At 72.0% G+C, this 25,092-nt stretch carries 22 protein-coding genes; 16 read left to right on the top strand and 6 right to left on the bottom strand.

Annotated elements, in window-relative coordinates:
* Nucleotides 1–140: 140 nt before the first annotated feature.
* The 6 genes from ACFYE3_RS04110 to ACFYE3_RS04085 all read left to right on the top strand — a co-directional run bounded on the left by ACFYE3_RS04110 (nucleotide 141) and on the right by ACFYE3_RS04085 (nucleotide 5,120).
* Nucleotides 141–1,298, top strand: coding sequence for an MFS transporter (locus tag ACFYE3_RS04110; RefSeq protein ID WP_387606282.1), 1,158 nt, complete (start codon nucleotides 141–143; stop codon nucleotides 1,296–1,298).
* A 320-nt stretch (nucleotides 1,299–1,618) separates the two neighbouring features.
* Nucleotides 1,619–2,110: a beta-class carbonic anhydrase gene (locus ACFYE3_RS04105; protein WP_387606280.1), complete on the top strand. Its 492-nt coding sequence runs from the start codon at nucleotides 1,619–1,621 to the stop codon at nucleotides 2,108–2,110.
* Between the two features lie 53 nt (nucleotides 2,111–2,163).
* Entirely contained in the window at nucleotides 2,164–2,670 is a 507-nt protein-coding gene (locus tag ACFYE3_RS04100) for a DUF1990 family protein (RefSeq protein ID WP_387606278.1), read from the top strand.
* Between the two features lie 225 nt (nucleotides 2,671–2,895).
* On the top strand, nucleotides 2,896–3,864 hold the full coding sequence (locus ACFYE3_RS04095; protein WP_387606276.1) for an SPFH domain-containing protein: 969 nt from the start codon (nucleotides 2,896–2,898) through the stop codon (nucleotides 3,862–3,864).
* A gap of 269 nt (nucleotides 3,865–4,133) precedes the next feature.
* Nucleotides 4,134–4,463 (top strand): hypothetical protein, encoded by a 330-nt coding sequence (locus ACFYE3_RS04090; protein ID WP_387606275.1) that lies wholly within the window; start codon nucleotides 4,134–4,136, stop codon nucleotides 4,461–4,463.
* Nucleotides 4,464–4,679: 216 nt separating this feature from the next.
* A complete protein-coding gene (locus ACFYE3_RS04085) occupies nucleotides 4,680–5,120 on the top strand; it encodes a VOC family protein (RefSeq protein ID WP_387606273.1) in 441 nt (146 codons plus the stop codon).
* Nucleotides 5,121–5,210: 90 nt separating this feature from the next.
* Here the strand turns inward: ACFYE3_RS04085 and ACFYE3_RS04080 are convergent, their stop codons facing one another.
* Nucleotides 5,211–5,423 carry a hypothetical protein gene (locus ACFYE3_RS04080; protein WP_387606270.1) on the bottom strand — a complete coding sequence of 71 codons (213 nt, stop codon included), beginning with the start codon at nucleotides 5,421–5,423 and terminating at the stop codon, nucleotides 5,211–5,213.
* Between the two features lie 373 nt (nucleotides 5,424–5,796).
* Here ACFYE3_RS04080 and ACFYE3_RS04075 point away from each other — a divergent pair, with 373 nt between their 5' ends.
* Nucleotides 5,797–6,201 carry a hypothetical protein gene (locus ACFYE3_RS04075; RefSeq protein WP_387606269.1) on the top strand — a complete coding sequence of 135 codons (405 nt, stop codon included), beginning with the start codon at nucleotides 5,797–5,799 and terminating at the stop codon, nucleotides 6,199–6,201.
* A gap of 177 nt (nucleotides 6,202–6,378) precedes the next feature.
* Nucleotides 6,379–7,182, top strand: coding sequence for an MBL fold metallo-hydrolase (locus ACFYE3_RS04070; protein WP_387606266.1), 804 nt, complete (start codon nucleotides 6,379–6,381; stop codon nucleotides 7,180–7,182).
* A gap of 101 nt (nucleotides 7,183–7,283) precedes the next feature.
* Here ACFYE3_RS04070 and ACFYE3_RS04065 read toward each other — a convergent pair whose 3' ends face one another.
* The gene (locus ACFYE3_RS04065) at nucleotides 7,284–8,204 is read right to left on the bottom strand and encodes a LysR family transcriptional regulator (protein WP_387606264.1); all 921 of its coding nucleotides are present in this window, start codon (nucleotides 8,202–8,204) and stop codon (nucleotides 7,284–7,286) included.
* A 111-nt stretch (nucleotides 8,205–8,315) separates the two neighbouring features.
* On the opposite strand from ACFYE3_RS04065, the gene ACFYE3_RS04060 reads away from it, so the two are divergent.
* The 7 genes from ACFYE3_RS04060 (at nucleotide 8,316) to ACFYE3_RS04030 (ending at nucleotide 16,974) form a co-directional block, all read left to right on the top strand.
* Nucleotides 8,316–9,008, top strand: a complete 693-nt coding sequence (locus ACFYE3_RS04060; RefSeq protein WP_387606263.1) for a LysE family translocator — start codon at nucleotides 8,316–8,318, stop codon at nucleotides 9,006–9,008.
* A gap of 258 nt (nucleotides 9,009–9,266) precedes the next feature.
* Nucleotides 9,267–11,804, top strand: a complete 2,538-nt coding sequence (locus ACFYE3_RS04055; protein WP_387606260.1) for a PEP/pyruvate-binding domain-containing protein — start codon at nucleotides 9,267–9,269, stop codon at nucleotides 11,802–11,804.
* Between the two features lie 4 nt (nucleotides 11,805–11,808).
* Entirely contained in the window at nucleotides 11,809–12,849 is a 1,041-nt protein-coding gene (locus tag ACFYE3_RS04050) for a hypothetical protein (protein WP_387606258.1), read from the top strand.
* Nucleotides 12,850–13,227: 378 nt separating this feature from the next.
* Complete coding sequence (locus tag ACFYE3_RS04045) at nucleotides 13,228–13,905, top strand: hypothetical protein (RefSeq protein ID WP_387606257.1); 678 nt, start codon at nucleotides 13,228–13,230, stop codon at nucleotides 13,903–13,905.
* A 155-nt stretch (nucleotides 13,906–14,060) separates the two neighbouring features.
* A complete protein-coding gene (locus ACFYE3_RS04040; RefSeq protein ID WP_387606255.1) occupies nucleotides 14,061–14,522 on the top strand; it encodes a hypothetical protein in 462 nt (153 codons plus the stop codon).
* Nucleotides 14,523–14,549: 27 nt separating this feature from the next.
* Nucleotides 14,550–14,819 (top strand): recombinase family protein, encoded by a 270-nt coding sequence (locus tag ACFYE3_RS19085; protein ID WP_449274654.1) that lies wholly within the window; start codon nucleotides 14,550–14,552, stop codon nucleotides 14,817–14,819.
* A gap of 67 nt (nucleotides 14,820–14,886) precedes the next feature.
* Nucleotides 14,887–16,974 (top strand): M3 family metallopeptidase, encoded by a 2,088-nt coding sequence (locus tag ACFYE3_RS04030; RefSeq protein ID WP_387606253.1) that lies wholly within the window; start codon nucleotides 14,887–14,889, stop codon nucleotides 16,972–16,974.
* Nucleotides 16,975–17,115: 141 nt separating this feature from the next.
* Here the strand turns inward: ACFYE3_RS04030 and ACFYE3_RS04025 are convergent, their stop codons facing one another.
* Complete coding sequence (locus tag ACFYE3_RS04025; RefSeq protein WP_387606252.1) at nucleotides 17,116–17,694, bottom strand: HIT family protein; 579 nt, start codon at nucleotides 17,692–17,694, stop codon at nucleotides 17,116–17,118.
* Nucleotides 17,691–19,808, bottom strand: a complete 2,118-nt coding sequence (gene thrS, locus ACFYE3_RS04020; protein ID WP_387606250.1) for a threonine--tRNA ligase — start codon at nucleotides 19,806–19,808, stop codon at nucleotides 17,691–17,693. The genes ACFYE3_RS04025 and thrS overlap by 4 nt, the downstream gene beginning before the upstream one ends.
* Before the next feature lie 238 nt (nucleotides 19,809–20,046).
* Between thrS and ACFYE3_RS04015 the strand changes: the two genes are divergently transcribed.
* Nucleotides 20,047–20,205: a hypothetical protein gene (locus ACFYE3_RS04015; RefSeq protein ID WP_387606247.1), complete on the top strand. Its 159-nt coding sequence runs from the start codon at nucleotides 20,047–20,049 to the stop codon at nucleotides 20,203–20,205.
* A 72-nt stretch (nucleotides 20,206–20,277) separates the two neighbouring features.
* On the opposite strand, the gene ACFYE3_RS04010 is transcribed toward ACFYE3_RS04015, so the two are convergent.
* Together ACFYE3_RS04010 and ACFYE3_RS04005 are read right to left on the bottom strand one after the other, a co-directional pair.
* Nucleotides 20,278–21,210: a DUF2382 domain-containing protein gene (locus ACFYE3_RS04010; protein ID WP_387606246.1), complete on the bottom strand. Its 933-nt coding sequence runs from the start codon at nucleotides 21,208–21,210 to the stop codon at nucleotides 20,278–20,280.
* Nucleotides 21,211–21,395: 185 nt separating this feature from the next.
* Nucleotides 21,396–24,785 (bottom strand): DNA polymerase III subunit alpha, encoded by a 3,390-nt coding sequence (locus tag ACFYE3_RS04005; RefSeq protein WP_387606244.1) that lies wholly within the window; start codon nucleotides 24,783–24,785, stop codon nucleotides 21,396–21,398.
* Nucleotides 24,786–25,092 lie beyond the last annotated feature (307 nt).

Genomic DNA, 25,092 nt, shown 5'->3' with positions numbered 1-25,092 from the left:
CAGGCATAGGCTGGCGTCACCATGGTGATCATCGAGGGCCGCCACCAGAGACCGTCGGCAGGGCCGCGAGGCCGACGGCACAGCACAGCCGCCGCTGACGCGTGCCACCCGGGCGACGTCCTCGTCACGAGCCCCGACCGGTGGTGAACCACTCGGTCCTGCGGGCGCCGGGGATGCCGCTGCTGCTGACGATGACCGTCCTGGGCTTCTCGGGGTACGCCGCGCTGCTGGCGGTCGCGCCGCTCTGGGCGGTGCGCGGAGGCGCTGACACCGTCGGCGCGGGGCTGGTGAACGGCGTGCTCATGCTCTTCACCGTGCTCACACAGCTGTTCGTCCCCCGTGCGCTGCGCCGCTTCGGCTGGGCCCCGGTCCTCGTCGCGGGCATGCTCCTGCTGGGACTGCCCGCACTGGCGCACGGCGTCAGCGATGCGCTCGGGCCGACCTTGGCGCTGTCCGCGGTGCGCGGGCTCGGTTTCGGCGTCCTGACCGTGACCGGCAGCGCCCTGGTGGCCGAGCTGGTGGAGCCCGAGCGTCGCGGGAGGGCGATCGGGGCCTACGGCCTGGCGATCGCGGGACCGCAGGTCCTGTTCCTGTCGGCGGGACCGTGGATCGCCGAACAGCTCGGTTTCTGGGTCGTGTTCGTCGTCGCGGCCCTGCCCGCCGTGGCCGTCGTGCCCGCGATCGGCCTGGCCCGAATGCTGGACCACGTCCCGGAGGAGGTGGATGAGCGGGCGCCCTATGCGAGCCTCTTCCCTCCGATGGCGCTGCTGATCGGCGTCACCCTGGCCGGTGGTGCGCTCATCACCTTCATGGCCCAGATGAGCAGCAGCACCGTGCTGACCGCCCTGGCGCTGCTGCTGATGAGCGTCCTCGCCGCGCTCGCGCGCTGGCGGATCGGCTCCCTGTCGGACAGGCACGGACCGCGCCGGTTCATCGCACCGCTGGTGCTGCTAACCACGGCGGGCATGATCGTCATCGCGTGGGCCGTCCGGGATCCTCAGGCGACCGAGGCCCCGGCGTTGATGGTCGGAGCGGCCATGGTGGGCATCAGCTACGGCGGACTGCAGAACCTGACCCTGGTCGTGACCTTCCAAGCGGTCAGACGGCGGCACTACGGACCGGCCAGCGCAGTGTGGAACATCGGCTTCGACGCCGGGACCGGCCTCGGCGCGGTGGTGGTGGGGATGGTCGCCGCAGGGACCTCGTTCAGCACCGCGCTGCTGGTGGCGGGAGCGATCTCGCTGCTGACACTGCCGCTCGCGCTGGGCCGGTACATCTCCAGGACGCGGGTGACCTGACGCATCCGGCGCATCCGTCGTGGACAGGGAATCCCGCTCGCGCTGCCGAGTCGGCGGGTGACCCGCCCGCTCGGCGGCTCCGCATGATCCGGTCCGGTGCTCGTGGCGGAAGCAGCGGGTTCCGAGGGCCCCTGGCAGGGCGGGTCCGCCCCGGGTGACGCCGGACGACGGGAAGGGTGTGCACGGGGGGCGGCCGGTCCTAAGGTGAGGAACGGACCGTACGGATCCGGACGTGCCCGGCCGCGGCACCCATGGACACCTGCCGCGGCACCCACCGCTGGAATGCAGTCCGCCACCGCCGTCGAGGAGAGGCCCCTGCCATGAGCGTCACCGATGACCTTCTGCACCACGCCGAGACCTATGCCGCCGGCTTCACCCGAGGCGATCTGCCCATGCCCCCGGCCTTGCCGGTGGCGGTGGTGGCCTGCATGGACGCCCGGCTGAACCCCTACGGTCTGCTCGGGCTGAGCGAGGGCGACGCCCACGTCATCCGCAACGCCGGCGGGGTGATCACCGACGACGAGGTCCGGTCCTTGGTGATCAGCCAGCGTCTGCTGGGCACCCGAGAGATCATCCTCATCCACCACACCGACTGCGGCATGCTCACCTTCACCGACGACGCCTTCAAGGCACAGATCGAGGCCGACACCGGGATCCGCCCGCCGTGGTCACCGGAGTCCTTCGCCGACCCCGACGACGACGTCCGCCAGTCGATGGCACGGATCGCCGCCAACCCCTTCGTCCCGTACAAGGACAGCGTGCGCGGGTTCGTCTACGACGTGACCGACGGCTCCCTGCGGGAGATCCACTGACCCACGACAGCTCCGAGGGTCGTGACAGTGCCCGATCGGCCCGGGCCACTCGGATGAGACGCCACTCCCTCCGGGAGCTCCCGCTGAGCTACCCCGAGGTCGGGGCCACGCGCGGGCCCCTGCCCGGGGACTACCACCACCTGGTGCGCCACCGCACCGTCGGCGCCGGCGCGACGACGTTCCGGGCCGCGGCCGAGCAGCTGATGTCCTGGGACCTGCACCGCCGCGCCGGCCTCACCGTCGCACCGACGACCCCGTCGGCCGTCCCCGGCGCACGGGTGCTGCTGGGCCTGGGGCGCGGACCGCTGACCCTCCGCTTCGGCTGCGAGGTCGTCTACGTCCTGGCGGAACCGCGCCGGCGAGGCTTCGCCTACGGCACGCTGGAGGGCCACCCCGAACGGGGTGAAGAGCTCTTCGCCCTGGAATGGCGGGCGGACGACACCGTGGTGCTGACCATCACCGCCTTCTCCCGCCCGGCCACCTGGTGGGCCCGCGCCGCGGCACCCCTGAGCCGCGCCGTGCAGCGACGGATCACCCGCCGGTACCTGCACGCCCTGTGAGGACCCGCCTTCGACCGCGCGGAGCGCTCGAGGTCCGCCGGACGGGACGCTGATGGCCTGAGCGCCGGTCCTGCTGGTCGTCGCGTCCGCCTCTCCTGGTCCGGCTCAGCGGCGGGCTCGGCGGGTCTGTGCGGGCGGTCGTACTCGGCGGTCCCCAGAAGTGTGGTCCCGCGCCGCTCGCCGATCGCGGTGCCACGGCGTCGGACTGTGGGACCGTTTCCATCAGTGAATTACCCCGTCCAGGGGGCGGGGCACACCGACCAGGGGAAGTGGGAGCAGGAATCCATGTTCTACATCGTCACGGGCATCGTCCTGGCCTTCATCACCGTGCTCTCGATCGTCGCCTGGATGATGTCCCCGAAGGAGACCGTCCGGAAGGACGCGGACGGCGAGCACGTCCGCCCCGGCGCCACGAGGAAGGCGGCCGGCCTCACCGCCGTCAGCGCCCTGGTGCTCCTGCTGCTCGTCACAGCCGGGACCACGCTCGCCCGAGTGGGTGCCCGTGAGGTGGGGATCGAGACCAGCCTCGGCAAGTACTCCCGCACCCTGCAGGCGGGATGGCAGATCAAGGCGCCCTGGGCCGAGGTCGAGACCTTCTCCACCCAGCTGCAGCGCTCGGAGATGGACGCCCCGATCGCCTTCGCCGGCGGCGGATCCGGCACCCAGCACATGACCGTGCAGTGGACCATCACGGGGGAACAGGCCCAAGAGCTGTGGTCCCGGTATCGGCAGTTCGAGAACGTCGACGGGATGCTCGTCCAGCCGGCCGCCAGGGAAGCGGTCGCGACCGTGCTGGCGTCGTACACACCCGCTGAGGCCCGTGCCGAGGGCAAGGTGGAAGAGGTGCGAGAGGCAGTGGAGAAGGCTCTGACCGAACGCCTGTCCCCGTACGGGGTGCAACTGGATTCCGTGGCGCTGCCCCCGGCGGCACTCGACCAGACGGCACAGGACGCGCTGAATCGGGTCGTGGAGGCCGAAGCGAACGTGGACCGCGCCGAGTCCCGCCTCGAGCAGGCCAAGATCGACGCCGAAGCGGACCGGGAGCGCAACAAGAACGTCACGGCGGAGAACCTCGTCCTCGAGTGCCTGACCATCACGAACAACTGGAACGTCAACGAGAACGGGCCCCTGCCGGCCACGTGGAACTGCTTCGGCGGGGACGCCGCGGACGTCCTCGTGAATTCGAACCGGTAGCCCACGAACGCTGCGGAGCGCGCAGACGCAGCCCCGGTGCGGACCCAGCGGTCCGCAGTGTGCTGATCGGCAGCAACAATCGGCCGATTGACGCAAGGACCTGCACGAACGTTGTGCGGTGCCGGTCTGGTCGACAGCATGAGAAGCACGGCCGTGTCGCAGCACCGGGCGGACAGGCCCGACCCGATCAGGCGGCGCGGGCCTCTCGTACTCGACCGAGTGCACAGCGGCGGAGGCAGTGCCGGTGGGCGGGAGCGCAGGAGGTGGACATGAGCGTCTGGACGGTGCAGGTCACGATCAGCACGACCCGTCGGGTGGACGCTCCCACGGTGGCGATCCTGCTGGCCGGCGCCACGGCCTGTCGGAGAGTGTCCTGCAGCCATGGAGTGCCGGGGGTGTCCGTGCTGCTGGCCGTGGAGGCCGCCACGGCTGCCGCCGCCTACGGTGCTGCTCTGGTCCATCTGGTCACCGAGGTGCTGCCGCGGCTGGAGGGGCCGGTTCTGACCGATGTGCTCATCAGCACCGGCGCGCAGCCCCTGCCGGAGCATCCCGCGAGGGGGATGTCCGCCGTGGGCCGGAGCGAGACCGCCCCGGCATGAGGCCCGCTCCCCCGCCCCTGCTGGGCCGTGACCGGAGCCGGCACGCCAGGGGCTGCACGGGCGCCCTGCCCACTGTCGAGACCCCACCGCTGAGTCGTCGCGGGTGCGAGGGACGAGGACAGTGCCGGGGTCCGGGATGTCGAGAACGTGGTGCCGGCTCCGTCCCAGGTGCACCAGAGGCCACGACAGGCCGAGCGACGAAGAAGGAGAACCACCATGACGATTCAGCGGATGGACCACGTCGGCGTCGTCGTCGACGACCTCGAGACCGCCGTGGCGTTCTTCGTCGACCTCGGTCTGGAGCTGGAGGGGCGGGCGCCGATCGAGGGGCGGTGGGTGGACCGTGTCTCCGGGCTCGAGGGCGTCCGGGTCGACATCGCGATGCTGCGCACCCCGGACGGCCACGGCCGGCTCGAGCTGACGAAGTTCCACACCCCGAGGGCGGTCAGCGCCGAGCCGCAGAACGCCCCGGGGAACACGCTGGGCCTGCGCAGCATCATGTTCACCGTCGACGACGTCGACGCCAGTGTCGCCGGTCTGCGAGCCCGCGGCGCGGAACTCGTCGGTGAGGTGGTGCAGTACCAGGACAGCTACCGGCTCTGCTACGTCCGCGGCCCCGCCGGGATCATCGTCGCGCTGGCCGAGCAGCTCGGTTGACGGCCCGTCGCGGCCGTGGGGGCACCGCGGGCCGACATGTGGGGCACGCCGGGCTGCGGTGCGGCGCCGCCACGGGACGGTCCCGCGGCTTCAGACGATCACCGTCAGCCCGGTCCACAGCAGCGGCAGCCCGCGGACGGTGAGGTACTGATCGACGGTGGTCACCGACGGCGAGGTCAGATCCTCCTCGGCCTCCCACAGCGCGTCGCACTCGTCGCAGACCCGCACGATCTCCTGGGTGGACTCCACCCGGTAGCGGATCACCCGTCCGGCCTCGCACTCCGGGCACTCGTCGGGCTCCATGCCGGCCTCCTTCTCCCGGGTTCCCGGGCTGGCGCCGGGACGACCATCGGATCGATCGAGGACCCTGCCGCGCTGGGGCTCAGCGCTCACGAGGTCCTCGATCGATCAGATGGTGCACCGGCTGACCCCGGTGGCGGAAGCACCCGGTCCTCCGCGCCGTCCAGAGTCTGCAGGGTCTGCTCGCGATCATGGTGCTCCCCCTGGCCGGTCCGGCTGCGCCGGACGTCCTGTGCTCGGCCCACCCGCCGTCCCGCGCGCCACGGGACCTGACGCCGACGCCTGCTGTGCGCATAGGATCGGAGCAGGTCGATGCCCGTGCCTCTCTGCGTTCGGCCTCCTGCCCTTGCTCGATCCCCGACGACCGGAGCTCCTCGTGCGCCGCGCTGCTACCGTCCTGCTCTCCTTCTCCGTCCTGGCCCTGACCGGCTGCGGGCCGACCGCCGACGACATCCAGGCGATGGTGAACGGCGAGACCGCCTACGACGACGCGCTGGCCCTGCGCGAAGCCGTCGTCGACGCCGGCGTCGAGTGCCCGGGCACGGATCAGCTGTCCGCGCCGGCCGATCCGGAGACCACCTTCCTCGACTGCGCCAACGGCGAGATGGCGATGGCGGTCGCGGGCTCCGAGGAGAGCATGGAGGAGCTCCTGGGGGCGTTCCGCGGCGAGGTGGACGTCTCCGTCCTGCAGGCGACCGACTGGTTCGTGCTGTCCAGGACCGAGGAGCCGCTGCAGCAGCTGCAGGACGAGCTCGGCGGGCAGGTCACCACGAACCGCTGACCCGGCACGGCTTCGGCGCACGTCCGGCAGACGGGGGTCCGGGTTCGGCGCGCACAGCGGTGCGGCAGGCAGGTGTCGGGCATCTGCTCGGCCGACGTCGGCGGCGGCTGGACATCGCGCTCCGCCAGGCCCTACCGTCTCGACAAGCGGTGGCAGACCACGAGCGGAAGGCGTCCCATGCTGAGGCCCGTCGCTGAGGGCGTTCTCGTGCACGAGAGCGAGTTCCTCCAGAGCAACTCCGTCGTCGTGCAGGGCCGGGCCGGGGTGCTCCTCGTCGACCCCGGCATCACCCGCGCCGAGATGGCCGCCCTCGCGCACGACCTCCGCGAGTCGGGCCGGCCCGTCGTGGCCGGCTTTTCGACGCATCCCGACTGGGACCACGTGCTCTGGCACGGGCTCTTCGGCGACGTGCCGCGGTACGGTACCTCCCGCTGCGCGGCCTCCGTCCACGGTCTGCTGTCCCACGCGGACTGGCAGGCCCGCATCGCCGTGGGGCTGCCACCGGAGTACGCCGAGGAGATCCCGATGGACCTGCTCGGCCTCATCACCGGGCTGCCCGCCGACGCCGCGCGGATTCCCTGGGACGGCCCCGAGGTCCGGATCATCGAGCACCAGGCCCATGCCCCAGGCCATGCGGCGCTGCTGATCGAGGAGCACGGCGTTCTCGTCGCCGGCGACATGCTGTCCGACATCCTGATGCCGTTCCTCGATCTGGAGGCCGCGGATCCGATCGACGACTACCTCGCCGCCCTGCGGCTGTTGGAGCGCGTGGCCGACGACGTCGTTGCCGTCGTCCCCGGTCACGGATCGGTCGGCGGCGCCGAGCAGGTCCGCGCACGGATCGAGCAGGATCGCGCCTACGTGGTGGCCCTGCGAGACGGTGGTGCTCCCGACGACCCGCGGGTCGGCCCCTCCGCCCCGTTGGACTGGCTGCCCGACGTGCACCGGTGGCAGCTGCAGCAGCTCGCCCGCAGAAGATAGCCCGACGAGACGCCCGGACGGAGAGCACCTGCTGCAGCATCGCCCGCGGGCAGCTTCGGTTGACCGATGAGATCACGGAGTCTGTCGGAGTGGTTGCGGAGTCAGTGCTCGTCCGGTGTGGACGGCCGGCTTCGTCGAGCGGCTGCGCGCAGCGCCGTCAGGGTCGTGTGGATCAGCCGGGCCCTGGTGGGGTGGGTGCGGGTGTGGGCGACGATGCGCCGGTGGACGGCCGGGTCGACCAGCGGCCTCGTCGTGAGATTCGCAGGCAGCCCGGTGAGCGCGATCCGGGGCAGCACCGTGATGCCCAGCCCGGCCGCGGCCAGGCTCGTGGCCGCGTGGTGGTCGTCGAGACGGGCGACGTAGTGCGGGGTGTAGCCGGCGGCGTGACAGGCGCGGGTGATGATGCGCCCGGTGGGGCCGTCGTGGATGTCGTGGTCGATCCAGGGCTCGTCGCGCAACTGGGCCATGGTCACGGTGTGTCGGCTCGCCAGAGTGTGGTCCAGGGGCAGGACCACGTGAAAGTCCTCCTCGTGCAGGGGATAACGCTGGTAGCCCTCCAGATGACTGGGGGGCCCGTCGAGGGATTCGTTGCGCACGTCGACGTCAGGTGCCCGGCGGCCGCCGGTGGGGTGCAGTTCGTTGATGCTGATCTCCACCACCACGTCCGGGGACCGGGCGCGCAGGGCGACCACCACCTCGGGCATCCAGGCCTGGGCCAGGGACGCGAAGCAGGCGACGGCGATCTGCTCAGCCCGGCCCTGCCGCAGATCCTCCACGGTGCGCTCGAGGCGTTCCAGGCTGTTGAGGGTGTCCGCGCTGGCCTCGCACAGGTGCCGGGCGGCAGGGGTGGCCTCGATGCCCCGGCCGTTCTTCTCGAACAGGACCAGCCCGGTCTGCCGGGCCAGAGCACGGAGGTGCTGGCTGACGGTGGCCGGGGCAAGGTGGAGGTTTCGGGCGGCGGCGTGGATCGAGCCGGCGGCGATGACGGCGCGCAGGATGGTGAGCCGGTGCGGGTCGAGCATGCCTCGATCGTACGCTTTCACCTGTCAATCGTGCGGAAATCATTGCTAGTGCTGAATGGTGATCCGGTGGCACGGTGGAGGCCTTGGATCACTGACCGGAATGGAGCTGCCGTGGACACCTCGAGCTATCTGGCCCTGCTGGGAGTGGCCGTGGTCCTGGCTCTCACCCCGGGACCCGACACCGTCCTGACCCTGGGCTACGCCCTGCGCCGGCGGCGGGACGGGATGCTGGCCGCTGCCGGTTCCGCGGTGGGGGTCTTCGCCTGGGCCGGGCTGGTCGCGGTGGGGGTGGCCGCCTTCCTGAACAGCTCCCCGGCGGCCTTCCATGCTCTGCGCCTGCTCGGGGGCGCCTACTTGTTCTACCTGGGCTACCGAGCGGTGACCGCTCACGCGCCTGCCCCGGCCACCGCGGTCCCGGCGACCATCGGTGCCGCCCAGGTCGCCGGCTCGACCGCCGCGGTCGCCCCCACCCGCCCGGAGCCGTCCCGGCGGCGGGTGCGATCGGCGTTCACCGCGGGACTGGTGTGCTGCCTCACCAATCCGAAGACCGGGCTGTTCTTCCTGGCACTGCTGCCCCAGTTCACCCCGGCCGGGGCCGGGGCGCTGTTCGTGGTGGTGGTGATGGGCGGAACGGTGGCGGCCACGATCGGGGTCTACCTGCTCGTCGTGGCCCTGGCCGCCCACACGGCCAGCACCTGGCTCAACCGTCCCACCGTGACCCGCCGGATCGAGCTCGTCTCCGGGGCGGTCTTCGTGGCGCTGGGGCTGATGACCACCGTCCCCGTGCTCGCCTCCTGGATCTGAGCGGACTCCGCCGTGTGACAGGAACCTCATGCGGGCACCGACCAGAACGATCCGCGTGGACGGACCGACCACGCCAACGGAACCCGGCCCTGTCCACGACCGGCACCGCCGCGTCGAGACGCTGCTTCCTCAGGGCACGGGGAGGTTGACCTGCCGACGGTCGGACTGGATCATCGGCTACGAACAGGGCATCGGGCGCCCCATGGCACTGACCGTTCCTCACCTCCCGTCGGCCCCGGGGCACCAGAGAGGCATCCCATGGACCTGATCGACCTGGCCCACATCACCCCGGAGACCACCGAGCTCGTCGGGGGCAAGGCAGCCGGCCTCGGGGCCCTCATCGCTGCGGGCGAGCGCGTGCCGGACGGGTTCTGCCTGACCACCGAGGCCTACCGCTCGGGCGCCGTCCCCGAGCGGTCGGTCCTGGCGGCCTACGCACACCTCGGCGGTGGCCACGTCGCCGTCCGCTCCAGCGCCACGGCCGAGGACCTGCCGGACGCCAGCTTCGCCGGCCAGCAGGACACCGTCCTCGACGTCGAGGGCGAGGGCGCACTGCTCGAGGCCATCCGGCGGTGCTGGGACTCCGTGCACAGCGAGCGCGCCGTCGCCTACCGGGCCGGGCAGGGGCTGGAGACCGACGACCTGGCGATGGCTGTCGTCGTGCAGCGCATGATCACCCCGGCGGCCGCCGGGGTGATGTTCACGGCCAACCCGCTGACCGGCACCCGCACGGAGACCGTCATCGACTCGGTCCCGGGGCTGGGCACCGGCGTCGTGGACGGCACCATGGACACCGACCACTACGTCCTGCCCGGGCACGGCCCGCTCCCCGGGCCACACGATCACGGCTGCCTCTCCCCCGACCAGCTCCGCGAGCTCCAGCAGACGGGGCAGCGGGTGCAGCGCGTCCTCGGCAGCCCGCAGGACATCGAGTTCGCCTACGACGCGGAGGGCACGCTCTGGCTGCTGCAGTCCCGGGCCATCACCACGCTCTTCCCGCTCCCGCCCGGGACCGACCCGGTGCAGGACGACCCGCGTGTCTACATGGAGATCGGCCACATGCAGGGCCTGCGGCGCCCGGTGACCCCCATGGGCGTGTCCGTGCTGCGGGAGACGACCCGCCGCTGGCTGCAGATCATCGGTGTCGACGACGCCCTGGTCGATCCGTTCCTCGTCGACATCGGCGGCCGGCTGTTCATGGACCTCACCGGCCTCGTCCGCAGTCCGCGCCTGCACTCCCGCGTCCCCGAGATGGTGCAGGTCTACGGTCCCGCCGTGGCGCGGGGCGTGCGGCGCGTCCTGGACGACCCCCGCTACGCGCCCTGTCCCGCTCGTCCCGGTCAGCGAGCGTTCTCTGCCGGTGCGACCGCCCGGCTGCTCCTGGCCGTCGTGCCCGCCTCGCTGCTCGGCGCGCTCCGGGCCCTGGCGCGGCCCGCCGCCGCCCGCGAGCGGGCGTTCCACGAACTCGAGCAGGTCCGCCGGCAGCCCCGGACCGAACCGGCGGACACGGCGAGCCGGATCCGCTCCGCCGCCGGTCTGCAGGACGCGACGATGACCGGACCGATGATGCGCGCCCTGCCACCACTGTGGGGAGCGCTCATCGCTCAGGGAGTGGCCGGCTGGCTGCTCCGCGGCATCCTGCGGCCCGGCGAGCTGAACGCGACCCTGCGCGGCATGCCCCACAACGTCACCACCCAGATGGACCTGAAGCTCTGGTTCGTCGCTGAGGCCGCCCGTCCACACCGCGAGCTGTTGGTCGGCACCGCCCCGGACGAGCTCGCCGCGCGCTTCTCGCGCGGCGAGCTGCCCGAGTTCGGTCTGACGGCCTTCCTGGAGGAGTACGGGATCCGGGGCAGCGCCGAGATCGACGTCGGCTCCCCCCGGTGGGCCGACGACTCCACCCCCGTGTTCGCCGCCCTGGCCGGGTACCTGCAGGTGGCCGACCCGGACCAGGCCCCGCCGATTCGATTCGCCCGCGCCGCCGTCGAGGCCGAGGCCGCCCTGGCAGACCTCGTCGACCGCGCCAGGCGCACCCGGCCGCTGCGAGCCCGCCTCGCCGCCTCCATGCTGCGCCGGGCCCGGGAGCTGGCCGGCCTGCGCGAGCTGCCCAAGTTCCTCTGGCTGACCCCGCTGGCCGAGGTGCGCCGGCAGCTGCTCACCGCGGGGTCCGAACTCACCGAGCGCGGCCTGCTGGAACAGTCGGAGGACATCATGTTCCTGACCCTGGACGAGGCGCTCGATGCCGCCCCCGGCGCGGACCTGCGCGCGGTGGTGACCGGCCGGCGTCGGGAGCATGACCGCGAGGCCCGACGGCGGCAGGTCCCGGGCCTGCTGCTGTCCGACGGCACGAACCCCCAGGCCCTGCCCGACGACACCGCGGCCGAGTACGGGCCGGACGTGCTGGTCGGCCAGCCGGCGGCCACCGGGGTCGCGACCGGGCCGGTGCGGATCGTCCACCACCCGTCCGAGGCGAGGCTGCAGCCCGGTGACATCCTCGTCGCCCCGACCACCGACCCGGGCTGGACCCCGCTGTTCCTGACCCTCGGCGGACTCATCACGGAGACCGGATCCACGATCGCCCACGGCCCGACCGTGGCCCGCGAGTACGGCATTCCGGCCGTCATCTGCGTGCCCGAGGCCACCACCCGGCTGACCGAGGGCCAGGTGGTCACCATCGACGGCGCCACGGGGCTGATCCAGATGCACGAGAAGGACGGCGATGCACAGCGTCCGGAGGACCTGGACGCTCGAGAACATCGGCCCAGTGGGCCGGACCGGGCCGCACGAGGAGAATAGGTGCATGTCAGGACGATTCGAATGGGTGCCCGACCTCGAGCGGGGCGAGTGGCTTCGCCCGATGGAAGCTGAGCCTCCGGGCAGCATCCTGTCGGTGGTACCGCGTGGCTTCGAGGCGTACGCGCGCGTGTTCCATCCTGTCGACCGCGACCGGCCCCGGCACACGAGGACCTGGCAGGGCCTCGACGCGACGACGTACTTCGAGGGTGTCGACGACATCGAGGCCGCGCTCGAGACGGAGTGCACCACGTGGGCGCAGGCCGCGGAATCGTTCGGCACGACCATGCACGCCCAGGCGCAGTACGCACGGCTCGTGCGACGTGACTACGGCGATGTCGACGGAGCGATCGCCGCAGACGGCTGGCGTTACAGCGATACGTCCGAGGGCTGCCTCGACGCCGCGTCGCTGGCTGCGGCCTCCGCGGTGCTGGCCCGTCACACCACGACTCCGGACACCGGCATCGCCGCGATCTGGGAGGGCTGGGGCGGTCTCGTGAGTTCGGCCGGGGTTGCGCGCTTCGTGCTCGAGTCCAGCGCGAGTCCGCCCGCCCGATACACCGACGACGACACCGGGCACGTCATCGCCCCATCGCTGCGGAAGCGGCTCGCTGCGGCCGTGCGGCAGGGGATCGCCGGAGCGCACGGGGTGCTGAAGGCCCGTCACGGGCCTGCCCACAATGAGCCGGGGCCGGGCTCCGGGCTGCTCTCTCGAGAGATCGCATCCGGGCCGCGGTTCGAGCTGCACGGAGACACCGGGCGGCGCTACATCCTGTTCGAGGCCGGTGCCAACGATTTCGCGGATGCCGCGTGGCCCGCCCGCGCGCCCTGGGTCGACGACGTCATGTGGGCGCATTCGCCCAGCATTCTGTGGCCGAACGATCACGCCTGGGTGCTCGCCACGGAGATCGACTTCGACTCGACGCTCGTGGCGGGGACCAGGGCGCTCGTGCGCGAGCTCATGCAGACCCCGGGTCTCGAGGTGCTGTCCATTCGCACCGACGCCGACCTCACCCGGGACGGCGACGTGCTCAATCTCCCCGAGTGAATTCGTAGCCCGGAACACGGCGCCAACGTCGTCCGCAACCAGGACCTTCAACACCGCTCGCCGACCACAGCTTGAGCGCTACGAGCGGATGCTGGAGCCCGGATGGGAACCCGGACTGCAACGCTGCACATCTCTCCGTCGACGCGAACGTCAGCGGTTCTGGCCACGGCGCCCATGACGGCTGGACCGCCCATGGGCGTCCTGTGGTGGGCAGGTGCCACCCCTCTTCGACGCCTCCGCGCGCCACCGTGCCCCGGGACGCACCGTTCTCGCCCTGGTGGGGGTGTGCCTCGTTCTTGCCGTGGGCGGGGCAACGTTGCTGTACGCGCAGATGAGCGTGCGCCCCCCTTCGATGCCTGGTGGCGGCATCTCCAGAGCGTGGAGCGGCAACTGGGGCGGCTCGACGGGGTCGACCGGGCGGTGCTGTCGGTGGAGACACCGTACTGGGTCAACCGGTCCCTGCAGGGGGCCTGGCGGCCTCGCTCAGGGACCCTGGATCTACGCCTGGATGAGGACACGGACCAGACCAGGCTGCTGGAGCTGCTCCCGCAGGCGCACCGGATCATCGACGAGCACGACTGGCCAGTGGATGAAGGCCACCGCGTGGGCCCCGAGGAGGGCCCCGACGAGGTGACGTTCCCGGTCGACCCGGCCACCTGGGAGGTCGTGGTCATTTCCGGGGCCGACCGCCTCGAGACGACAGAAGGACCCCTGTCGGTCCTGCCGCTGGCCCGCCAGTGGACGGATGCGACCCGGGAAGCCACGAACCGCCTGGAGACGTTCCCACCCGCCCGCACCGGCAGTGCCACCTTGATCGGTTACAGAGACGTGGATCTGGCCTCGGAGGCCTCGGTCCAGGACTTCCTCGACGCCCGCCAGGCGATGGCCGATGACGTTCAGCTCATCGGCCAGCAGGGCAACACCACCGTGCTGGCGGAGACCCCGACGGGCATGGGCAGGGTCACGGCCGCCGACATCGTCGCCGGCGCACGTTGGGGTGGTGCTGGAGGAATCCGCACGCTGGACATCGGCTACGGAGGCGGGGCCATCCCGTAGTGGCTCCCCCGTGATTGCCGTGGGACCACGACTATGTGGATGGTGGGCAGTGGCGGGCGGTGGTAGGTCCGTCAGCAAGCCCTCACCCGGAGGGATTGCTCAGATCGCCCAACCGTGAGGAGTCCCACGATGCGACAGGCCCAGCTCTGGTTCGCGTGCAACAGCCGGTGGATCCGGTGAGAGTTGCCGCCCTCGTCCACGCAGGCTTGCTGATCGTCGGCGCGCTGGGTGTCATCGCTGTGAGCGTCTACAACCAAGCAGCAACTTTTGTCGGCCCCGGCATGGTCCTGCTCATGGGCGCCGTGGTCTTCTTCTGGGCACAGAGACAAGGGCAGGGCTCATCCGGGAACCCGAGTGATCAGACAGCTGCCGCGAGACCATGGCGGGCTGACCTCGACGGATCCTTCCGCCGGTCTGCTCTCGCTCTCACCGGGGCCGGCGTCGGCATCGCCCTGGCCATGTTCGCGCTCATCGAAGTATCCCGGCTCCAACACCCGACGGGGTTCCCCTTCCTGCCGGCCGGAATCTTCCTGCTCGGATGTGGATCAGCTTTCCTCGGCGCAGTCTTCGTCGTCGTCGACGCCGTGTACTTCCACCGCACCGGACGCCGCTTCTAGGTCCGCCTTTTGCGCGACACTGGGATCGTGGCTGGCACGGAGGTCGGATACGCCCGCGTGTCGACCGTCGAGCAGGACCTCACCGTTCAGCGCGAAGCCCTGTTGCGTCCGGGAGTGACCGAGGACCGGATCTACGTCGATCACGGTCTGACCGGGGCCCACCGAGGCCGTCCGGGGCATTCGAGTCGAATCTCATCCGCATGCGCACCCGTGAAGGCCCGGCATGAACTGCCCCGATGGGCACCACGCGACGTCGTCGAGGTCCGCGTCGCGTGGTCGACGGGTGCGGCGTGCTGACACCCCCGTCACACGGGAAGGCTAGTCTTAAGCGCGCCCGTTCGCCCACCACGACAGAAGCCGACCCTTGGACAACCCACTGCTGCGCCCCAGCGAGCTCCCCTACGAGCTGCCCGACTTCGGGCGGATCAGGGAGAAGCACTTCCCGCCGGCCTTCGAGTCGGCGATGGCCCAGGACCTCGAGTGCGTTCGGGCGATCCTGGCCGACCCGGCTCCGCCCACGTTCGCCAACACCATCGAGGCCCTCGAACGCGGAGGCCTGGCACTGGACCGGGTCGAGTCCGTCTTCTTCACGCTGACCGCCGCCCACAACACCGAGGGCATCCAGCGGATCTACCAGGAGCTCGCCCCGCGGCTGTCGAAGCACAAGGCGGACTTCACGCTCAACAAGGACCTCTATGCCCGGGTCCGGCGGGTCGACCGCACCGATCTGGACCCGTGGCAGCTGCGTGCACTGGACGAGTACATCTCCTGGTTCGCGAACTCCGGCGCGGAGCTGACCCTGGACGACCAGCAGCGGCTCCGGGAGATCAACGACGAGCTCTCGGAGCTGAGCATCCGCTACGGCAACGATCTGATCCGGGAGGTCAACGCCTCGGCCGTGGTCGTCGACGACCCCGCGGAGCTGGACGGGCTGTCCCCCACCGACGTCGAGGCCGCCGCCTCCGCCGCCGCCGAGAACGAGATGCCGGGCCGGTACCTCCTCACGCCCTCGCTGTTCACCGTCCAGCCGGTGCTGTCGGTGCTCACGGACCGCGCGCTGCGCCGACGGATCCACCTCGCCGCCGTCAACCGCGGCACCGGCGAGCACGGCGGCGAGGGCTCGCAGAGCCGCACGGACCTGCTGCCCGTGGCCGCCCGGATCGCCCGGCTGCGCGCGGAGCAGGCCGGGCTGCTCGGCTACCGCAGCCACGGCGACCACGTCATGGCCGGGGCCACGGCGCCGTCCCCGGAGGCGGTGCACGAGATGCTGGAGCGGATCACCGGCCCCGCGGTGCACAACGCTCTCGAGGAGCGGGCGGAGCTCGAGGAGCTGGCCGGCCACCCGATCGAGGCGTGGGACTGGCCGTTCTGGGCCGAGCGGCTGCGCCGGGAGCGCTACGCCGTGAACACCTCCGCGCTGCGGGAGTACTTCGAGCTGGAGTCCGTGCTGGAGCACGGGATCTTCCGCACCGCCCGGGTGCTCTACGGGCTGGTCTTCACCGAGCGCCCCGACCTGCACGGCTACCTGCCGCAGGTGCGGGTGTGGGAGGTCACCGACGAGGAGGGCCGCGGCGTCGGGCTGTTCCTGGGCGACTGGTTCACGCGGCCCACCAAGCAGGGCGGCGCCTGGATGGGATCGCTGGTGCACCAGAACCGGCTGACCGGGCAGCGCCCCGTCGTCGTCAACAACGCGAACTTCACCCGACCGCCCGCGGGCAGGCCCAAGCTGCTGACCCTGGACGAGGTGGTGACGGTCTTCCACGAGTTCGGCCACGCCCTGCACGGGCTGCTCTCCGACGTGCACCTGCCCTCCTTCTCCGGGACGAAGGTGCCGCGGGACTTCGTGGAGTACCCCTCCCAGGTGCACGAGATGTGGGTGCTGCACCCGGAGGTGCTCCGGCACTACGCCCGCCACCACCGCACGGGCGAGCCGATCCCCGAGGAGACCCTGGCGGGCCTGCGGGAGGCGTCCGCGCACGGGCAGGGGTTCCGGACCGTGGAGTACCTCGCCTCGACCTACCTGGATCTCGCCTGGCACGGGATCGAGGATCCGGCCGAGCTGCCGGAACCGCGCACCGTGGAGCAGGACGCGCTCGCCCGCGCCGGGGTGGACGTGGACGGCATCGCCCCGCGCTACCGGTCCGGCTACTTCAAGCACATCTTCGCCGGCGGCTACTCCGCGGGCTACTACTCCTACATCTGGTCCGAGATCCTGGACGCCGACACGGCCCAGTGGTTCACCGCCCGCGGCGGACCGACCCGGGAGAACGGGCGTCGCTTCGCCGAGGAGGTGCTCTCCCGGGGCAACGAGACCGCCCCGATGGAGGCCTTCGAGGCCCTGCTGGGACGCCGTCCGCACCTCGGAGCGCTGCTGGAGCGGCGCGGGCTCCAGCAGCGGGAGCATTTCGTCCACCAGCAGCGCGGGGCGCCCGCGCCGGACGCCCGCGGCTGAGCGCCCCGGCGCCCGGAGTCGGGCGCAGGGGTCGAACCCCCGGCGTCGTGCCGGAGGACAGGGCCGGAAGATCAGGCCAGGAAGCTCGGGCCAGGAAGACCAGGCCGGGAAGCTCAGGCCGAAGAACTCAGGCCGGGAAGCTCAGACCGCGGGCCAGGCCTCGGCGATGTCCTGGCGGGTGTCCCCGAGGGTCTGCATGATCGCCTTGGTCCCGGCGAGGACCGGCATGAAGTTGGCGTCCCCGTTCCAGCGCGGCACCACGTGCTGGTGCAGGTGCCCCGAGAGGGAGCCGCCGGCCGCGGCCCCCAGGTTGATGCCCACGTTGAAGGCGTGCGGGGACGCGACGCTGCGGATCGTCGCGACCGCGGTGCGGGTCAGGTCCGTCAGCTCCCGCAGCTCCTCCAGCTCGAGCTCCGTCAGGTCGGCCACGTGCCGGTACGGGCAGACCATGAGGTGGCCGGGGTTGTAGGGGAACAGGTTGAGGATCACGAAGCAGTGCTCGCCGCGGTGGACGATCAGCGACTCCTCGTCCGCGCGGTCCGGGCCGTTGCAGAAGGGGCATCCGGGGTCCTCCCGCACGGACGGGTCCTCGCCGCGCACGTAGGCGAGCCGGTGCGGGGTCCACAGCCGCTGGAAGCTGTCGGGCACCCCGGGGATCTCGAACTCGTCCTGGCGGATCCAGTGGTGCGGGGGCCCGGCGTCGGGCGCCGTCCCCGTCACTGCCCCACCCCGGCCGTCTCCGCGGCGGGGCCGGCGTCCTCGGCGGCGGCGGCCGCCGGCTCCTCGTTCACCCGGCGCTGGACGTGCGCCACGATCCGCTCGACGGCCTCGCCGACCGGGACGCCGTTGTCCTGCGAGCCGTCGCGGAAGCGGAAGGACACGGCGTTCGCCTCGGCGTCCTCCCCGCCCGCGATGAGCACGAACGGCACCTTCTCCTTGGAGGCGGTGCGGATCTTCTTGGGGAACCGGTCCGAGCCCGCGTCCAGCTCCACGCGCACGCCACGGGCCCGCAGCGTGTCCACGACGCCCTGCAGGTAGTCGTTGAACGCCTCGGCCACCGGGATCGCCACGACCTGCACGGGGGCCAGCCACGCGGGGAACGCCCCGGCGTAGTGCTCCACGAGCACCCCCATGAACCGCTCCACGGACCCGAACAGGGCACGGTGGATCATCACGGGCCGCTGCCGGGTGCCGTCCGCGGCCTGGTACTCGAGGTCGAAGCGCTCCGGCAGGTTGAAGTCGAGCTGGATGGTGGACATCTGCCAGGTCCGCCCGATCGCGTCCTTGGCCTGCACCGAGATCTTCGGGCCGTAGAACGCGGCGCCGCCGGCGTCCGGGACCAGGTCCAGGCCGGACTCGGCCGCGACCTCGGCGAGGGTGTTCGTGGCCTCCTCCCAGAGCTCGTCCGAGCCCACGAACTTCTCCGGGTCCTTGGTGGAGAGCTCGAGGTAGAAGTCGTCCAGGCCGTAGTCCTTGAGCAGGTCGAGCACGAAGGTGAGCGTGGTGGTCAGCTCCGCCTTCATCTGGTCCCGGGTGCAGTAGATGTGGGCGTCGTCCTGGGTCATGCCCCGCACCCGGGTCAGACCGTGGACCACGCCGGACTTCTCGTACCGGTAGACCTGCCCGAACTCGAACAGGCGCAGCGGCAGCTCGCGGTAGGAGCGGCCCCGGGACCGGAAGATCAGGTTGTGCATCGGGCAGTTCATGGGCTTCAGGTAGTAGTCCTGGCCCTGCTTGGTCAGCTCCCCGGTCTGCGGGTCCCGCTCCTCGTCCACGTGCATCGCGGGGAACATGCCCTCGCGGTACCAGTCGAGGTGGCCGGAGACCTCGTAGAGGTGGCCCTTGGTGATGTGCGGGGTGTAGACGAACTCGTAGCCGGCCTCCGTGTGCCGCTCCCGGGAGTAGTCCTCCATGGTCTTGCGGATGATCCCGCCCCTGGGGTGGAACACCGGCAGGCCGGAGCCGAGCTCGTCGGGGAAGGAGAACAGGTCCATCTCCGAGCCGAGCCGGCGGTGGTCGCGCCGCTCCGCCTCGGCGAGACGGTTCTTGTACGCCGTGAGGTCCTCCTTGGAGGGCCACGCGGTGCCGTAGATGCGCTGCAGCTGCTTGTTCTTCTCGGAGCCGCGCCAGTAGGCGGCGGCCGAGCGCATGAGGGCGTAGCCGTTGCCGATGAGCTTGGTGTCCGGCAGGTGCGGGCCACGGCAGAGGTCCTTCCAGACCGTCTCCCCGGTCTTGCGGTCCACGTTGTCGTAGATCGTCAGCTCGCCGGCGGCGACCTCCACGGAGGCGCCCTCCGCGGCGGCGTCCACGTTCGCGCCGGAGCCGGGGCCCTGGGACAGGCCGATGAGTTCGAGCTTGTACGGCTCGTCGGCCATCTCGGCCCGGGCCTCCTCCTCGCTCACCGCACGGCGGCGGAAGGACTGGGTGGAGTTCACGATCCGCTGCATCCGCTTCTCGATGGCCTTGAGGTCCTCGGGCGTGAACGCCTGCTCGACGTCGAAGTCGAAGTAGAAGCCGTCGGTGATGTAGGGGCCGATGCCGAGCTTCGCGTCCTCGTGCAGCTGCTGCACGGCCTGGGCCATGACGTGGGCGGCGGAGTGGCGCAGCACCTCCAGGCCCTCGGGCTCGGAGACCAGGACCCGCTCCACGGCGTCCCCGTCGGCCAGCTCGGTGGCGAGGTCCCTGAGCACGCCGTTGACCCGGGCCACCACCACGGCCCGGTCCTCGCGGTACAGGTCCGCGGCGGACGTCCCGGTCCCCACCGTGCGCTGCTCGCCGTCGACGGTAAGCGTGAGGGGGGCGGACTCGGGCTGGTGCTCGGGCACGGTGGTCATGGGGAAGGTGCTCCTCGGGTTCGGCGACGGCACGCACCGGTACGGGGGGCGCGTGGCAGCGGCACCGCCGGGCGGCGCGCACTGCATCGATGGTACCTGTCGGCCGGTGCGGGCAGCGGCGGTGAGATGTTGACCGGTGGAGGTGAGCCCCCCATGCCCGCAGACGTTCCCGGACCGCCCGCGCCGGGAGGGGAGGGGTCCTCCTCTCCCCTCCCCTGTCCACCTCGACCCGCTTCCTGTGCACGGACGTGGGGGCACTGGGCCCGATGCTCATGGGGACCTGGTCCCCGCGCTCGGCTACCGGGACATGTACGTGGCGGCCGCGGCGGTGGTGGCGCTGGGCCTGGTCCACTACGCGGCCGTGCCCGGGGCGCGGGCCCGGCGGGGAAGGGCGTGAACCGCGCCCGGCACGACGACGGGGCCCCCGTCACCAGGCGGTGACGGGGGCCCCGGAACAGATCGGGCGCGATCAGATGCGGTCGCGGCGATCGTTGTCGGTGAGGCCGGTGCCGCGCTCGGCGTCGGTCTCGACCTCGACCTGCTCCTTGCGGACCTCGGCGTCGACGCGCTCGGTGTCGCGGACGGTCTCCTTCTCGAGGCCGACCTTCTCGACGCCCACGGTCTCCTTGGCGACGACGGGGCGCTCCTCGTGGAGGGTCACCTCGACGTCCTCCTCGCCGATGGTGCCGGAGGTGGCCTCGGTGCCGCTCAGCGGGGTGCGCTCGACACGGACCTCTTCGCGCTCGAGGGGCACGTCCACGGACTCGTTCTCCGTGACCACGTACTTGCGCAGACGGGCGCGGCCGGTCTCGCGCTGCTCCTTGCCGACGTGCAGCCGCTCCTCGTGGCGGACCACGCCGTTGTCGGCACGGTCGGTGAGGTCACGGTCGCGGTCGACACCGGTGCGGTCGCGGTCGACGTCGGCGATCCCGGCCGTGCTGTTGCGGTCGGCGTACCCGTCGTTCTCGGAGTAGCCGGTGGTGCCGGTCGCCGGGACGGCGTTGCGGTCGGTGTCCGCGGCGTAGCGGTCGTCGCGGTCGGCGAGACCCGCGGTACCGGAGGTGCGGTCGCGGTCGTCGGCGCCGTTGCCGGAGTAGTTCATCTTGTAGTAGCGGTAGATCTCCTCCTCCTCGGCCGGGGAGAGGTGCTGGTCCGCGTCCACGTTCGGGGCGTCCTTGATGACGTCCTTGGTGTAGGGGAGGACGAGGCGGTCGCCGTCCTGCTGAGCGCCGTCGGCGGGGACGAAGCTCTCCTTGGTGCCGAACAGACCGGTGTTGACGGTCACGAAGGTGACCTCTTCGGTGTTGTCGTCCAGGAAGACCTGCTCGATCTTGCCGATCTTGTTGCCGTCCGACCCATAGGCGGTGGCGGACAGCAGTGCGTTCACGTCGTACGTAGCCATGAGAACTCCTTCTCTATTCTGCGAGGCAACGGGCTCCCCTGGACGGGGGGCTCGCCGCGGACGATCTCCGTCCGGGGAGGCGGGGTGCAGCTCGTCCGCTGTTATTAGTAACCATACTGGCAATCAGTTCGCTGGCCAATGGCTTCACTGAGAGTGAAACCCCTGGAACCGAGCGGTTCTCCGGCTCATCCTGACCCGGTTTCCCGGAGGCGCAGCGGGGTCGCGGCGCGCACGGCCGCCGGGGTTGCCGGGTCGGCGAGGTCCCAGGCCTGCTCTGCACTGAGGCTGATCCCGCGGGGCCCGGTGCGCCGCGTCCGCCCCCGCACCAGCAGCATCCGAGTGCCGAACAGGTGCTGTCCCGAGCGGGACTGGGCGTCGGAGAAGAAGGCGCAGTCCACCGTGCCCGTGCCGTCGTCGAGACTGACGAAGACCACCCGCCGGCCGCTGCGCATGGGAGGGGTCATGGTCGAGACCCGCACCCCCGCCACGAGCACCTCGGACCGGCTGCGCAGCTCCAGCAGCCGCTCCGCGGGCGTGACCCCGAGCTCACGGAGCAGGGGCGCCCAGCTCTCCAGCAGGTGCGCCGAGACGTCCACCGCGAGCAGGTCCAGCTCGGTGCGGACCTTCTCCGCCAGGGTGGGCTCGGGGCGCTCCGCGGGCAGCGCCCGCAGCTCGAGGTCGCCGAGCGGGAGGGACAGCTGCCCCTCGACCTCCCCGGCCGGCCGGCCGGGCCGGCCGCTGTCCGCCCGGGCCCGCAGGGCGTGCACGAGGTCGGCCCGGGAGGCGGCGCCGCCGGAGCGGCGCAGCAGGCCGTCGAAGGCACCGACGGCGGCGAGCCGCTCGAGGGTGCGCCGGGCGGGACGGGCCCGCTGCCGCAGGTCGGCGAGCGAGGCGTAGGGCTGCCCGGCCACGATCCGGCGGACCTCGGCCTGCGAGACCCCGTGGATCCCGGCGAGGGCCAGGCGCACGCCCAGGCGGGCGGGGTCGTCGTCGAGCCGCTCCACCCGGTAGTGCTCGTCGGAGCGGTTGACGTCCACGGGCAGGACGGGGATGCCCATCCGCCGGGCCTCCCCCACGAGCAGTCGCTTGGGGTACATCCCGGGATCGTGCTCCCACAGCCCTGCGAGGAACGCCTCCGGGTGGTGGGCCTTCAGCCACGCGGACTGGTAGGTGGGCACCGCGAATGCCGCACCGTGGGCCTTGCAGAAGCCGAACGAGCCGAACGCCGCCAGGATCTCCCAGACCCGGTCCACGACGTCCAGGGGGAAGTGCCGCGCGCGGGCCCGCTCGCGGAAGAACTCCTCCACCTCGAGCTGACGCTCGGAGCCCAGCCGGCGGCGCAGCTCGTCGGCCCGGGCGAGACCGCACCCGGTGAAGGTGTCGAGGATCCGCAGGACCTGTTCGTGGAAGACGGTCACGCCATGGGTCTCGGCAAGGATCGGGTCGAGGGCCGGGTGGATCGAGACGGGCGCGGACCAGCCGTGACGGTGCTCCAGGTAGGGCCGGACCATGTCCGAGTGCATGGGCCCGGGACGGAACAGGGAGATGTCCACGATGAGGTCCCGGACGCTCGTGGGCGCCATCTTGCCGATGAGCTCGCGCTGGCCCGGGGACTCGATCTGGAAGCAGCCCAGGGTGTGGGTCGAGCGGATGAGCTCGAACGTCCTCCCGTCGTCCACGGGGATCGCCTCGAGGTCCAGGCGGGGCCGGCCCGGGTGGATGCGGGCCACCTCGTCCACGGCGTGGGCCAGCGCCGACTGCATCCGCACGCCGAGGATGTCGAGCTTGAGCATGCCCATCGGATCCATGTCGTGCTTGTCGAACTGGCTCATGGGCATCCCCGTCCCGCTGGACTGCACCGGGGTGCGGTCCAGAAGGCTCAGGTCCCCCAGGATCACCCCGCACGGGTGCATGGAGATGTGCCGGGGCAGCCGGTCCAGGCGCTCGGTGAGGTCCACGAGGAGGTCGAGCTGCTTCTCCTGGGCCACCTGCTCGGCGAAGTCCCGCAGCTCCGGCTGGCGGGCGATGGTCTCCCGCAGCGCCGAGGCCGGCAGGTGCCACAGCTGCTTGGCGGCACCGTCCACGGTCTCGGGGTCGATGCCGAGCGCCAGCCCGGCGTCCCGGACGGCACCGCGGGCCCGGTAGGCGTTCTGCATGCTCATGAGGCTCACCCGCTCGGGGCCGAAGCGCTCGAAGATCCGCCGGTAGACGCGGTGGCGCTCGGCCGACTCGACGTCGATGTCGATGTCCGGGAGGGTCGAGCGGTCGTTGGAGAGGAAGCGCTCGAAGAGCAGCTCGTGCTCGAGCGGGTCCACCTGGGAGACGTCGAGCAGATAGTTGACGAGCGAGGACACCCCCGAGCCGCGGGCGGCGTGGCGGACCCCCAGCTCTCCGATCATCGTGGAGACCTCGGCCACGGTGAGGAAGTAGGAGGCGAAGCCGAGGTCCTCGATCACCCCGAGCTCCCGCTCCAGCCGGTCCCGCACGGCCCGTGTCGCGCGGCGGCCCGGGTAGCGGCGCCCCAGCCCCGTCTCGCACCGGGCCCGCAGCTCCGCCGGCGCCGGCCGCTCCAGGCCCAGCACGGAGGCCTCGGGCACCACCGGCCGCCCCCAGCCGCAGTCGGCGACCGGGTCCAGCCGGCACCGGTCGGCCACCCGCTGGGTGCCCGCCAGCAGGGCCGCGGCCCCGGCGGCGCCGAGGTCCGCGGCCCGGGCGATCTCCGCGGCGAGCGCGCGCATCTGCCGGGCCGACTTGAGCCAGCCCTGACCGTTGGGCTGCAGCGGCTCCGGTGCCGCCGCCCGCCGGGACGCCCCGGCCCGTCCGGCGCCTCCTCCTCTGCGGCCGGGCGCGTGCCCGGCGCGCGCGCCGAGGGTCTCGAGCGGGGTGAGGGCGCGGGCGGCGTCGAGGACGTCGGCGGTGGCGGCCTCGGCGGGGGTGGCGTAGCGCACCGCGTTGGTCAGCACGGGGGTCAGCCCCGCCTCGAGGGCGGCGCGCAGCATCCGGGCCGCGTGGGACGTGCTGCACGCCGTGCCGGGGGCCGCCAGGTGCGAGACCACCTCCACGGCGAGCGCCGGCGCGGGGAGCAGGGCCCGCCACCGGGTCAGGGCGGCGCGTCCGGTGCGGTAGCGGCGGGCCGCGAGCTCCTGCCCGACGTCGGACGCGGGCCCGAGCAGCACGGTCAGGACCGGCTTCCCGTGCCGGGGCGAGCGCGCGGAGGCCGCGATCTCGGCGGCGGTCGCCCCCGGCGGGCCCTCCGTGGCGTGGGCGGTGGAGACGAGCCGGCACAGGGCGGCGTAGCCCGCGCCGGCGGTGCCGCCGGCCGCCAGGACCACCACGCGGCCGAGGGCGCGCTCGCGGCCGGGGTCCAGCAGGGCGAGGTCGACCCCCAGGACCGGGTCGATGCCGTGCTCCCGGCACGCGCCCAGGTGCTTGATCGCCCCGTAGAGCCCGTCCCGGTCGGTGCAGGCGAGCACGTCCGCGCCGTCCGCCGCGGCGGCGGCCGCCAGGGCGGCGGGCCGGCTGACCCCGAAGTGGGCGCTGAAGGCGGTGGCGACGTGCAGGTGCGGAAAGCTCACGCCCCCATTCGAATGCCTGTTCGAATATTAAGTCAATTGCAAACCGCCGGGCTCGCCAGAACTTCGGGATCCTACGGTGTCCTTCGCAGCGCGCTCAGGCCGGTGCCGCCGATCTCCCGCCGCCACGGCCGGGTCCGGTGAGGGTGGCGGCGGCCTGAGCGGGTGCCGTCGTCCCGGGGAGGCCGAGCGCGAGGACGAGGGAGGGTGTCCTGACTCTCATGTCTCCGCTCCGTCCCGTCCGGCGTCGGGCACGGGGGGCGCCTCCGTCGGCGCACGACCGCGTGCCACCGGAAAGGCCCTCGCGCCG

It is taken from the genome of Kocuria arenosa, from assembly GCF_042879215.1.
Taxonomy (GTDB): Bacteria; Actinomycetota; Actinomycetes; order Actinomycetales; family Micrococcaceae; genus Kocuria; species Kocuria arenosa.
The sequence above is the reverse complement of the archived record's forward strand: the minus strand, read 5'-3'. Positions and strand labels throughout refer to the sequence as shown.